Annotated in this window: 15 protein-coding genes and 2 pseudogenes; 14 read left to right on the forward strand and 3 right to left on the reverse strand. The window is 61.7% G+C overall.

Going from position 1 to position 10,467, the window contains the following annotated elements:
• Window positions 1–202: 202 nt before the first annotated feature.
• On the reverse strand, window positions 203–802 hold the full coding sequence (locus tag BLW69_RS09995) for a restriction endonuclease (RefSeq protein ID WP_175487264.1): 600 nt from the start codon (window positions 800–802) through the stop codon (window positions 203–205).
• 159 nt (window positions 803–961) lie between these two features.
• Here BLW69_RS09995 and BLW69_RS22920 point away from each other — a divergent pair, with 159 nt between their 5' ends.
• Complete coding sequence (locus BLW69_RS22920; RefSeq protein ID WP_092661734.1) at window positions 962–1,291, forward strand: hypothetical protein; 330 nt, start codon at window positions 962–964, stop codon at window positions 1,289–1,291.
• Here the strand turns inward: BLW69_RS22920 and BLW69_RS22550 are convergent.
• Window positions 1,260–1,646 (reverse strand): hypothetical protein, encoded by a 387-nt coding sequence (locus BLW69_RS22550; RefSeq protein WP_139283836.1) that lies wholly within the window; start codon window positions 1,644–1,646, stop codon window positions 1,260–1,262. The two genes, BLW69_RS22920 and BLW69_RS22550, sit on opposite strands and share 32 nt — an antisense overlap.
• Window positions 1,647–1,970: 324 nt before the next feature.
• On the opposite strand from BLW69_RS22550, the pseudogene BLW69_RS10005 reads away from it, so the two are divergent.
• From BLW69_RS10005 to BLW69_RS10045, 9 genes and pseudogenes are all read left to right on the forward strand, one after another.
• Window positions 1,971–2,363, forward strand: a pseudogene (locus BLW69_RS10005) (phage portal protein); the annotation flags it as partial.
• A 60-nt stretch (window positions 2,364–2,423) separates the two neighbouring features.
• A complete protein-coding gene (locus BLW69_RS10010; RefSeq protein WP_092662487.1) occupies window positions 2,424–2,750 on the forward strand; it encodes a CopG family ribbon-helix-helix protein in 327 nt (108 codons plus the stop codon).
• Window positions 2,711–3,019: a type II toxin-antitoxin system RelE/ParE family toxin gene (locus BLW69_RS10015; protein ID WP_162759517.1), complete on the forward strand. Its 309-nt coding sequence runs from the start codon at window positions 2,711–2,713 to the stop codon at window positions 3,017–3,019. Before BLW69_RS10010 ends, BLW69_RS10015 begins: the two co-directional genes overlap by 40 nt.
• Window positions 3,020–3,198: 179 nt before the next feature.
• A complete protein-coding gene (locus tag BLW69_RS10020; RefSeq protein ID WP_062453454.1) occupies window positions 3,199–3,525 on the forward strand; it encodes a DUF6107 family protein in 327 nt (108 codons plus the stop codon).
• Between the two features lie 94 nt (window positions 3,526–3,619).
• Window positions 3,620–4,213, forward strand: a complete 594-nt coding sequence (locus BLW69_RS10025) for an HK97 family phage prohead protease (RefSeq protein ID WP_092662489.1) — start codon at window positions 3,620–3,622, stop codon at window positions 4,211–4,213.
• Window positions 4,214–4,232: 19 nt separating this feature from the next.
• Window positions 4,233–5,519: a phage major capsid protein gene (locus BLW69_RS10030; protein ID WP_092662491.1), complete on the forward strand. Its 1,287-nt coding sequence runs from the start codon at window positions 4,233–4,235 to the stop codon at window positions 5,517–5,519.
• Window positions 5,520–5,638: 119 nt separating this feature from the next.
• Complete coding sequence (locus BLW69_RS10035) at window positions 5,639–6,208, forward strand: head-tail connector protein (RefSeq protein WP_092661738.1); 570 nt, start codon at window positions 5,639–5,641, stop codon at window positions 6,206–6,208.
• Window positions 6,205–6,540: a phage head closure protein gene (locus BLW69_RS10040; protein ID WP_092661739.1), complete on the forward strand. Its 336-nt coding sequence runs from the start codon at window positions 6,205–6,207 to the stop codon at window positions 6,538–6,540. The genes BLW69_RS10035 and BLW69_RS10040 overlap by 4 nt, the downstream gene beginning before the upstream one ends.
• Entirely contained in the window at window positions 6,537–6,938 is a 402-nt protein-coding gene (locus tag BLW69_RS10045) for a DUF3168 domain-containing protein (protein WP_092661741.1), read from the forward strand. The genes BLW69_RS10040 and BLW69_RS10045 overlap by 4 nt, the downstream gene beginning before the upstream one ends.
• Here BLW69_RS10045 and BLW69_RS10050 read toward each other — a convergent pair.
• Window positions 6,917–8,143, reverse strand: a complete 1,227-nt coding sequence (locus tag BLW69_RS10050) for an MFS transporter (protein WP_092662493.1) — start codon at window positions 8,141–8,143, stop codon at window positions 6,917–6,919. The two genes, BLW69_RS10045 and BLW69_RS10050, sit on opposite strands and share 22 nt — an antisense overlap.
• 110 nt (window positions 8,144–8,253) lie before the next feature.
• On the opposite strand from BLW69_RS10050, the gene BLW69_RS10055 reads away from it, so the two are divergent.
• The 4 genes and pseudogenes from BLW69_RS10055 to BLW69_RS10075 all read left to right on the forward strand — a co-directional run bounded on the left by BLW69_RS10055 (window position 8,254) and on the right by BLW69_RS10075 (window position 10,453).
• On the forward strand, window positions 8,254–8,661 hold the full coding sequence (locus tag BLW69_RS10055) for a phage major tail protein, TP901-1 family (protein ID WP_092661743.1): 408 nt from the start codon (window positions 8,254–8,256) through the stop codon (window positions 8,659–8,661).
• Window positions 8,662–8,892: 231 nt separating this feature from the next.
• Window positions 8,893–9,141 (forward strand): annotated as a pseudogene (locus tag BLW69_RS10065) (DUF2460 domain-containing protein); the annotation flags it as partial.
• On the forward strand, window positions 9,138–10,013 hold the full coding sequence (locus tag BLW69_RS10070; protein WP_092662496.1) for a DUF2163 domain-containing protein: 876 nt from the start codon (window positions 9,138–9,140) through the stop codon (window positions 10,011–10,013). The pseudogene BLW69_RS10065 and the gene BLW69_RS10070, both read left to right, overlap by 4 nt.
• On the forward strand, window positions 10,010–10,453 hold the full coding sequence (locus BLW69_RS10075) for an NlpC/P60 family protein (protein WP_092661745.1): 444 nt from the start codon (window positions 10,010–10,012) through the stop codon (window positions 10,451–10,453). Before BLW69_RS10070 ends, BLW69_RS10075 begins: the two co-directional genes overlap by 4 nt.
• Window positions 10,454–10,467: the final 14 nt, after the last annotated feature.

Below are 10,467 nucleotides of genomic sequence, written 5' to 3' on the forward strand. Positions count from 1 at the left end.
TACCGAAGGCTTTGTGGATTGGCTTGGAGAAGGCATATACGAGGGTGCCGCTGAACGATCTTTCATAAGCATCGCGGCTATGAAAGGCTATAACATCAGCCGTAGCCTAAACATTATCGGCAGGCTCGATGATTTCCAGAAGCAGGTGGCAACATTCCGAAAATGGAACCAGATGCGGGAATACGTCCGCCAGATCGATGCTCTATCGGAAGACTTTCGACGCATCAGGGAGGAGATCAGAGGTCTTTCCCATTCCATAGCCGCCGAGAATGGCGACAGGCGTGGTCGTTGGCGAGGCAATCCACTCGACGATCTGATCGTGAAGCGTACCGCCGCCCTCAATGGATGACTTGATATAATAGTTTTCGAGGCCTGCCTCGCTGAAAAGATCGCGGACGTTGCGGCAGTATTTTCGGTAGCCCAGAAGGCTATCCTCGAACTCCTTGATCGTGAAGATTTCCAGCTGTCCGCGCTTTTTATTGGCGTACAGCTTCGCCTCAGGTGAAAAATCGAGGCGTGTAATCACGAATATGCTCGTGATCTCGCCCTCGTCCAGAAGCGACAAGTAGTCCGCATAGATGGCATTGAGCTCGGCTTGCGACATGTTCTTGCCGAGGTTCTTGCATTCGACGGCGATCGTCTGCGGGCGGAACTCCTCATCGATCTCCAACAGGACATCGACCTTCTTACTGCTTACACGCACTTCCCGGGTAACCTTGTGACCTTCAGCTTCGAGAAGCTCGATGACTTGGTCGCGCAAGGCATCGCCGATCGCGGTTGTTGACGGCCTGGTTTGTGCCACGTTTTCATTCGAGTTGACCGTCAACCACCCGCTCCCAACTAACCCTACTCCGCAACACTAGCCGGAGGGGATGAGCATTCGCAAGCTTGCACTGTTCAGCAATTGCGCCGGCCAGCTAAACAACGAAAAATAAAGAGAAACAGAAGGGTCGATAAGCCGATGGATCACGCCGTGGCGCTGTTCAAGCTGAAAGCATTTATCGCTGTTGGTCACACCGCGCGAGTGCTTCGCTTAATCGATGAGCAAAACGCCTCGCTCATGCATGCGGACACAAAGGAAGAATTTACGTCACTTCTAGCAACTGTCGATAAGATGAAAGCTTTCGAGAAGCGTTACGGAGCTGGGAGTTGCATCACGATTGACGACCCAATAACTGCCGCAAGGGCATGCGCCAGACCTGAACTTTACGACCCCGTCGAAATCGCCAACGCGCGCGCGGCTCCAGCATCCGAAAGGGCTAGTATCTTGGCTGCGGTGCCGAAATTCTAGCAACTTCGTCTAGCAAATCTGATTTCTTATAAAATTTTGTTGGCTTTTCAGACGGAGCAGACAAACTCATTAATTCGATCCGCTTTTTGTATGTGATCGTGATCTCGAGACCCTTAACCCCCTCGTCGAACAGAGAGTTCAGCAACATGCGCAACTCGGTGCGCAGTTCGTCATCCATGTGTTCCTTCATGGCCAGCAGTGAGCCAAGCCCCTCAGGTCCGAATGCGGTGAGAATATTGCCATAAGGTGTCCGCAACCAATACACAGAAACATCAGATGGATCGCGGAGTTCGTCAGATTCGTTTCTCGGACGGATCGAGATGACATTTGTCTTGGAAAGATCAAGTACAATCATGGCTACAGGCTCCAGGCGATTTCGCATGGAGATAGCCTCGCAAATGTTAATGGCGCATAAAAATCGACTGAGATTGCCTCAGACACAGCGAAAGCCACATTCCATCTTCGCAATCTAAACTGCGCGCCACGCTCACGGACGCGTTAAGGCGACCTGATATCCATTTGTTTTCAATATCTTGCAATGGCGTTCAGATGGATGTGTCGTTTCCGTTGAAGTTGTTCAGGGGTATTTGTCGATATTTCAGTTTCGATGCGTCGTACACGCCCACTAAGTGATTGATTTTTGGTCCGTAGCCGTTCGAAGGTATATGTCGGATTTCAGCTTCTGGAAGGCGGGCTGGACTGGAAGGCGATGGGGCTTTCGCCGAAGGACATGGATTTCATCGAGGCAAAGAACGGTGCTGCCCGCGACATCGCGCTGGCGCTCGGCGTGCCGCCGATGCTGATCGGCATTCCCGGTGACAATACCTATGCCAACTACCAGGAGGCCAACCGCGCCCTTTACCGGCTCACGGTGCTGCCGTTGATTGCCCGAACGGCCGCAAGCTTTTCCGCCTGGCTTTCGGATACGCTCGGGGAGGGACTTCGGCTGGAACCGGATCTCGACCGGGTGGCCGGGCTGTCGGCCGAGCGTGAGGCGCTGTGGGCGCGGATCGGTGCTGCAGCCTTCCTGACGGAGGACGAGAAGCGCGAGGCGGTGGGTTATTCGGCGTGATTGCCCGATCGCGGCGCAAGGTGTAATTTGTAATACGGTGTATTACAGATGGAGATCGTCATGGCAGACGCCAACTCTGACAAGAAGGCCGAAAAGCCCGTTCTCTCGGACCCGATCACCTTGCGCGTGCCGCAGGACATTCTCGACGATATCGAGAAGATCGCCGAGACATCCGATCGCAGCAGAAGCTGGGTGATTGTCCGGGCGTTGAAATATTATCTGATGGCGGAGGGGAATGACATCCTGCAGATCCGCAAGGGCGAGGAACAGATTGCGCGCGGCGAATTCGTCGATGCGGAAAAGTTCTTCGCGGAGGTGCTCGACGAGAAGAAGAGCGACGCAGCCTGGTGCGGATCAGGCTCTCCAAGGATGCGGCGCTCTTTCTGAGAAGCGAGCAACGTTATCTGGAGCGTTTCAATCCGCGCGCCGCCGAAGCGGTGCTGCGGCAATTGCGGGGATCGATGCGGCTCTTGCTGGACTATCCGCAGGCCGGGAGCCCGATTGAGGCGCTGGAAGGAAGGCGCCGTTTCGTGTCCGGCGAATATGTCATCGACTACAGGATGGAGAAGGGGATCTTATCCGTTTCCCACATCCGACACGGCCGTCAGCTGCCGCCCGATCTCTTAGCGGATGCACCGGCAGACGAAGGAAACTGAGAGACTCAACTTCTCAAACCCCTGACTCAACTCGTCAACGCAGTCTCTCAAGCGACTCAGGGGATTGACGAATACTGGCCGGCCTCATGTGGCGCGTGAAGATGCGCGAGGCCTTGGCGGTTGCGGATGAGGATCCGCTTGCCGGCTGACACTCTCAACATAGACCAGAAAGTTTAACGATGGCTGACCTTGGGCACGATCCGGGAACGCTTGGCGTTTGGGCTGCGCGGACCGCAGGTGCGGTGGCGGGTGCGGGCGTTTCGCTGGTCTATCTCCTGCCGAAAAGCGGGCACGAGGCGGCGAGCCGATTTCTGACCGGGGTGGCCTGCGGGCTGATCTTCGGCGGTCCGGCCGGGCTTTGGCTGATGGCACGGCTGGGGATCAGCGGTGAGCTTCCCGAGCCGGAGACCTTGCTGGCGGGATCGGCTGCCGCCAGCCTTTCGGCCTGGTGGGTGCTGGGCGCGCTGTCGCGCCTAGCCGAGCGATACGGGCGCCGCAGGGAGTAAGGCGCTCCCCGACGGCGAACCTCCTCTGCTGCAAGCGGCAGTCGCCGCGAGCGGATGGGGTGCAGCAATTCCAATGACATTGCAGGAGATCCCGATGCACGCTGACCGCGGGCAACGCCCGCCCATGCGCCCGAATGTGCGCAAATTCGCCAATCTGGAACTAGCCGGCATTGCCGGCGACGGCACGTTTTCCGGTTATGCCAGCGTGTTCGGCGAGGTCGATCTCGGTCGCGACCGGATCGAGCGAGGAGCGTTTCTCTCCTCGCTTGTCGAACGCGGCGCAACCGGTGTGCGCATGCTTTACCAGCACGACCCGAACGAGCCGATCGGCGCCTGGAAGACGATCCGCGAGGATGGTCGCGGGCTGTTCGTCGAGGGCGTGCTTTCGCCCGGCGTCGCACGATCGCGCGAAGTGCTGGCGCTGATGAAATCCGGTGCGCTGGACGGGCTTTCGATCGGCTTTCGAACCGTGCGGGCCCGCACCGACGCGAAGACGGGGGTGCGGCGCATTCTCGAGGCGGATCTTTGGGAAATCTCCGTCGTGACCTTTCCGATGCTGCCATCGGCACGGGTGTCCGACGTCAAGCATCAGCGCTTCTTCCGCGACCGCGAGACGGAGCTCGTTCGCCACATGCGGCGGGCGGCGAAGATGATGTGGAGATCGTCGTTCAGGCAGAACAAGGCTTAATGGAGAAGGACAGGACATGATGACGGGACAGGGACATGTGCATGGTCAGGGCGCTGTTGCGCCGGAAGTGAAAGCCGTGCCGGAAACGGTGACGGCGGCGCTCGACGAATTCATGGAGGCGTTCGAGGCCTTCAAGGACGTCAACGACCGAAGGCTCGGCGAGATCGAGCAGAAGCTGACCGCCGACGTGGTGACCCGCGACAAGGTGGACCGCATCAACCGCGCCATGGACGACCAGAAACGGGTGCTGGACCAGCTGGCGCTGAAGAAGGCGCGGCTGCCGCTCGGTGGCCGGGGTGGGTATGGCCAGAGTGCCGATCTTTCGCCTGAGGCGATGGAGCACAAGGCGGGGTTCGACGCCTATATCCGTCGCGGCGAGGACAATGGACTGCGCGAGCTGGAGGCGAAGGCGTTCTCCGTTGGGGTCGGCGCCGATGGCGGCTATCTCGTGCCGCCGGAGACCGACACGGAAATCGGCCGCCGCGTGTCCGTCGTGTCGCCGATGCGGGCGCTTTCGACCGTGCGCACCGTCTCGACTTCTGTCCTGAAGAAACCGTTCTCGACGACGGGGCTGACCACCGGCTGGGTTGCGGAAACGGCGGCGCGGCCGCAGACCAATACGCCGCTTCTGGCAGAACTCGCCTTCCCGACCATGGAGCTCTACGCCATGCCGGCCGCAACCCAGGCGCTGCTGGACGACGCGGCTGTGGACATGGAGGCGTGGATCGCCGGCGAGGTGGATATCGTGTTTGCCGAGCAGGAGGGCGATGCCTTCGTGCGCGGTGACGGGGTAAACAAGCCGAAGGGCTTTCTTGCCTATACGGCTGTTGCCGATTCGAGCTGGGCCTGGGGCAGTCTCGGCTATATCGCAACCGGCGTTGCCGGCGGCTGGAAGGCGACCAATCCCTCCGACACGCTGATCGAGGTGATCTACGCGCTCAAGGCCGGTCATCGTCAGAACGGCACGTTCATGATGAACCGCAAGGTGCAGGCCGATATCCGCAAGTTCAAGGATGTCGACGGCAACTACCTGTGGCGGCCGCCGGCAAGTGCGGGCCAGGCCGCCTCGCTGATGGGCTTTCCGATCGCAGAAGCCGAGGAAATGCCTGACATTGCCGCAAGCTCGACGTCGCTTGCCTTCGGAGACTTCCGCTCGGGCTATCTCGTGGTCGATCGGGCCGGCGTGCGCATCCTGCGCGATCCGTATTCCGCCAAGCCCTATGTGCTGTTCTACACCACCAAGCGGGTCGGCGGCGGGGTGCAGAACTTCGAGGCGATCAAGCTGGTGCGGTTCGCCGTGAGCTGATCGGCCAAGCGTACCGACGCTTGCCGGAACTGCCCGTCATCCGGCCATCGCCACCTTCTTCCCGCAGCGGCGGGGAGAGGGTGGGGCAGGGCCGGATATCATCTTCGACGAGGATCCCCATGACCTATGCCCAGACCAATCCGCCCCTGGCGGAACCGCTGACGCTTGCCGAGGCAAAGGCGCATCTGCGTCTTGACGGCGCCGATGAGGATGCGCTGATCGGATCGCTGATTGCGACTGCCCGCGAGCATCTGGAGCGTGAGACGGGCCTATGCCTGATGGCGCAGTCCTGGCGGCTCTATCTCGACCGCTGGCCCTGCGACGGCGTGATCCGCATCCTCAAGTCTCCCGTGCAAGCGATTCAGAGCGTTACGATTTACGATGCTGCAGGCACTGCGGTTGATGTGTCGCTTGAAGACCATCTGCTCGACGGCAAGGGGCGACCGGCGCGGCTTTGGCTGCGCTCGACGATCGATCCCGGCCAAGCGTTGAACGGGATCGAGATCGACTTTTCCGCCGGCTATGGCGAGGCCGGGACCGATGTGCCCGATACGCTGAAGCGGGCGATGCTGATCCATATCGGCCACATGTTCGCCTTTCGCGGCGTGCTGTCGCCGGACCAGCAGCCCGCCGGGATTCCCGATGGCTACGAGCGGCTGATCGCGCCCTTTCGCATGCGGAGGCTGTGATGGTGGTGTTTCTCGATCCGGGCCAGATGACTGCCCGACTGGAGCTGGAGGCACCAGTTTCCGTATCCGATGGTCAGGGCGGTGCGACCGTAATCTGGCAGCCGGTGGCGGCCGTTTGGGCGAAGATCGAGCCGGTTTCCTTCGTTGTGACGGAAGCGGCAAGCGCCGAGGTGGGCACGGTCAGTCACCGGATCTGGATCCGGTATCGCGGCGATGTCGCAGCCGGGCAGAGGCTGACCAAGGGCGCGCGGATCTTCCTGCTGAAACTGGTGCGCGACCCTGACGAGACCGGTCGCTATCTGGTCTGCCAATGCGAGGAGCAGGCCCCATGACCTCAGCCTCCAACGCCTTGATGAAGGCGGTGCATGCGCGGCTGACCGGCGATGCGGCACTGACGGCGCTGTTGGGCCAAGGGGGTGTGCACGACCGGCTGATGCCGAAGCCGAAGCTGCCGGCGATCGCCTTCGGAGAGTGGGAGACGCGCGACTATTCGACCGGGACAGAACCGGGAGAGGTGCATACGCTGACGATCACCGTCTGGTCGCAGGCCGAGGGGCGTCGGCAGGCGCAGGAGATCGCAAGCCGGGTGGACACGCTGCTGCACGATGCGGCGCTGACGCTGGAAGGGTTTGTGCTGGTGAGCCTGTTGCGGACTGGGTCGCGCACCAGGCGTGAGCCGAACACGCGATATCTTCAGGTCGAGCTGCGTTACCGTGCGGTGACTGAGTGAGAGGTCGCCATGCGGTTACTCTGCCGCACGAGATGCATGAGGAAGAGGATGCCGGTAAGCGCCGAGCCGGCCAGAAGGACGGTGACGACGAGAACCGTCAGCGCGCCCGATCGATCGAGCAGTGCTGTGAACACGACGGGGGCGAGCGCATTGGCAAGGTTCTGCGGCATGGACAGCCGTGCGGCCTGGCGGCCGTAGTCGCGTGGTGAAAACAGGGCGAGCGGCAGCAGCGCCTTTGCGACCTGCAGGACGGCCGAGCCGATGCCGTAAAGCCCGATGAAGATCCACAGCGTTGCGGTCGACGACGGCAGGACGATGAGGCTGAGAAAGCCGAGGATCATGAAGCTATTGCCGGTCACGGCCGTAATGAACGGATTGCCGCGCTTGCCGAGCAGCATATCGAATGCACGCGCCGAAATGCCGATGACGCCACGCGCTGCGGCAAGCTGCAGGGCAAATTCAGGCGTCGCACCGGATTGCCGCAACAGTTCCAAAAGCGACGGCGACACGCCGTAGGATGCGAAGGAGGCAATGGTGGTGGCGGTGGCGACCAGAAGGAAGGCGAGCTTGCCTTGCCGGGCGGTGAAGGCAACCGGCGGCGCATCGACGCCGGCATCTGCGGTGTCCCAGGCGATCGGCTTCGGCAGGGCAAACAGATAGAGCGGCACGCAGACGAACAGATGCAGGAAAGCGCAGATCATCAGCGTGGTGCGCCAGCCGATGAGATCGTTGCCGAGACTGAGCAGCGGCCAGAAGATGGTGGCGGAGAGGCCGGTAAACAGCATCAGGATGGTGATGCTGCGACGGCCCTTCGTGCCTTCACGCTCGACCACCGCGGCATAGGCCGGCGCCGACAGGCAAAAGGCGCCGCCGGCACCGAGCAGGATCCAGGCGACCGCATAAAGCGGCAGGCCGTTCGCAAGCGATAGCACGAGCAATCCGACGCAGAAGAATACGGAACCGGCGGCCAGAACCTTTGCCGCCCCGTGGCGGCCGAGCAGCCGTCCCACAAGCGGGCCGCAAAACGCGCTGGCGAGCATCATCACCGATAATCCGGCAAACACCATTTCGTTGGCAAGGCCGAGATCGGGCGCGATCGAGCGACCGAGAACGCCGAGACTTTCGAACGTGGTGCCCCAGCCGATGAGTTGCGTGATGGCGAGAACGCCAATGGTCCGGGCGGACCGGAGGGGGGACTTGGTCAATGCGATATCGCGATGGGAAGCGGGCAAGGAAATCTGTCCCGCGGCTGTAGCAGGTCGGCTGCGACGCCGAAAGCATCAATGCTTGAAAGCGGTTGGAAAAGGATCGGGACATGGTGGCACAGAAGGGCAAGGACCTTCTCCTGAAGGTGGACAATAGCGGGACGTTTCTGACCGTGGCGGGACTGCGCTCCAGGCGGATCACCTTCAACGCGGAAACGGTCGACATTACCGATGCCGAAAGCACTGGGCGTTGGCGCGAACTGCTGGGCGGAGCGGGGGTGCAGCGGGCATCGCTGAGCGGTTCGGGCATCTTCAAGGACGGCACAAGCGACGCGCTGGTGCGCAGCATATTCTTTGGCGGCACGATCCTCTCCTGGCAGATCATCATCCCCAGTTTCGCGACGCTCGCGGGGGCGTTCCAGGTGACGGCGCTCGAATATTCCGGCGAGCACAATGGCGAAATCCGGTTCGAGATTGCGCTCGAATCCGCCGGCGTCGTGAGTTTCACAGCATTGTAGGAGCATGAAAGGGGGATTTCATGGGCATGCATGGACGGGCCAACCGCCGACGCGGCGAGGTGGAGGCCGAAATGGACGGCGAGCGGCGGATCCTGTGCCTGACGCTGGGCGCGCTGGCAGAACTGGAAACGGCCTTTGCGGCGAGCGATCTGACGGAGCTCGCGGGGCGGTTTTCCTCCGGGCGGATGAAGGCAGCCGACATGATCCGCATTATCGGGGCGGGTCACCAAGCCGGTGGCGGGAACGGTGGTCCTGTCGGTCGGCGGCGTGGCGAAGGCAGCGAGCTCGTTCACTGTCGATACGGCGATCGGCATCGTGACGTTTGCGGCCGGGCATGTGCCGGCAGCCGGCCAGATCGTGCGGGCCGGGTTCGAATTCGACGTGGCCGTGCGCTTCGATACCGACCGGATCGAGATCAATCTGGCGCATTTCGACGCCGGGCGGATTCCGGCCATTCCATTGACGGAGGTTTTGGCATGAGGGCGATCCCGGCGGGTCTGGCGGGCCATCTGAGCGGCGAGGCAACGACGATCTGCTATTGCTGGCGCGTGACGCGACGCGACGCGGTGGTGCTTGGGTTTACCGAGCATGACCGCGATCTGGTATTCGACGGCACGACATTTCTGGCGGCGAGCGGTTTTGCGGCGAGCGAGGCGGAACAGGCGCTCGGCATGGCTGCCAGCGTGGAAGAGGTGGAAGGCGGGCTCTCCAGCGCTGCGATCGACGAGGCGGATCTTGCAAGCGGGCGCTATGACGGTGCGCGGGTCGAGCTGTTCGTGGTCAACTGGGCGGATCCGGCTCAGCACATGCTGCTCAATATCCGCGAGATCGGCGAGGTTTCGCGATCGGGCGGGGCGTTCAAGGCAGAGCTGCGGAGCCTTGCGCACCGGCTGGGCCAGCCGCAGGGCCGTGTCTATGGCAGGCGCTGCGACGCTAGCCTTGGCGATAACAGCTGCCGGGTCGACCTCTCGGCCTGGCGCGGGAATGGCGTGGTGGATGCGGTCGTTGATAAAAGCCGCATCGTCGTGTCGGGTCTGTCCGGTTTTGCCGAGGGATTTTTCGGCCGGGGCATCGCGGAATTTGCGGGCGGATCGCAGGTGAATATCGAGGTTCATGAACGACGCGCCGACGGCAAGGCGGGGCTGACATTCTGGTTGCCGCTGGAGCAGGCGGTCGTTCCCGGGCAGGCGGTGACGCTGACGGCCGGTTGCGACAAGACGGTTTCGACGTGCGGCGGGCGGTTCGCGAACCTTCTCAATTTCCGCGGCTTTCCGCATGTGCCGGGCTCCGATTTTGCCTATTCCTATGTGGATGGCGAGCGGCTGCATGATGGCGGAGCGCTGTTCGAATGAGCGCCGCCGGAGAGCGGATCGTCGCGGTGGCTGAGACCTGGATCGGCACGCCCTATCGGCATCAGGGGGCAACGCGCGGCATCGGCTGCGATTGCATCGGCCTGATCCGCGGCATCTGGCGGGAGCTTTATGGCGAAGAGCCGGAACTGGTGGCGCCTTATGCGCCAGATTGGGCGGAACGGGGCGGCGAAGATCGGATGGCGGAGGCTGGCATCCGGCTGTTCGGCACGGCACATCACCTCGGGCAGATGCAACCCGGTGATCTGCTGCTGTTTCGTTGGCGACCGGACACGATGGTGAAGCATGCGGGCATTCTTGCCGGGCCGTCTCATTTCATTCATGCCTACGAGCAGATGGCGGTGACACGCTCGGTTCTGGTGCCCTCCTGGCGCTGCAAAATCGCTGCCGTGCACCGGTTTCCGCCGGCAAGGGATGGTTGAAAGTTGGGAAGGCT

Source organism: Rhizobium sp. NFR12 (assembly GCF_900108545.1).
Taxonomy (GTDB): Bacteria; Pseudomonadota; Alphaproteobacteria; order Rhizobiales; family Rhizobiaceae; genus Neorhizobium; species Neorhizobium soli.

What these genes read in the sequence shown, in the direction of transcription:
- BLW69_RS22920 (WP_092661734.1), top strand. Translation starts at nt 962, where the DNA reads ATGGATCACGCCGTGGCGCTGTTCAAGCTGAAAGCATTTATCGCTGTT.
- BLW69_RS22550 (WP_139283836.1), bottom strand. Translation starts at nt 1,646, where the DNA reads ATGATTGTACTTGATCTTTCCAAGACAAATGTCATCTCGATCCGTCCG.
- BLW69_RS10010 (WP_092662487.1), top strand. Translation starts at nt 2,424, where the DNA reads ATGGCAGACGCCAACTCTGACAAGAAGGCCGAAAAGCCCGTTCTCTCG.
- BLW69_RS10020 (WP_062453454.1), top strand. Translation starts at nt 3,199, where the DNA reads ATGGCTGACCTTGGGCACGATCCGGGAACGCTTGGCGTTTGGGCTGCG.
- BLW69_RS10025 (WP_092662489.1), top strand. Translation starts at nt 3,620, where the DNA reads ATGCACGCTGACCGCGGGCAACGCCCGCCCATGCGCCCGAATGTGCGC.
- BLW69_RS10030 (WP_092662491.1), top strand. Translation starts at nt 4,233, where the DNA reads ATGACGGGACAGGGACATGTGCATGGTCAGGGCGCTGTTGCGCCGGAA.
- BLW69_RS10035 (WP_092661738.1), top strand. Translation starts at nt 5,639, where the DNA reads ATGACCTATGCCCAGACCAATCCGCCCCTGGCGGAACCGCTGACGCTT.
- BLW69_RS10045 (WP_092661741.1), top strand. Translation starts at nt 6,537, where the DNA reads ATGACCTCAGCCTCCAACGCCTTGATGAAGGCGGTGCATGCGCGGCTG.
- BLW69_RS10055 (WP_092661743.1), top strand. Translation starts at nt 8,254, where the DNA reads ATGGTGGCACAGAAGGGCAAGGACCTTCTCCTGAAGGTGGACAATAGC.
- BLW69_RS10070 (WP_092662496.1), top strand. Translation starts at nt 9,138, where the DNA reads ATGAGGGCGATCCCGGCGGGTCTGGCGGGCCATCTGAGCGGCGAGGCA.
- BLW69_RS10075 (WP_092661745.1), top strand. Translation starts at nt 10,010, where the DNA reads ATGAGCGCCGCCGGAGAGCGGATCGTCGCGGTGGCTGAGACCTGGATC.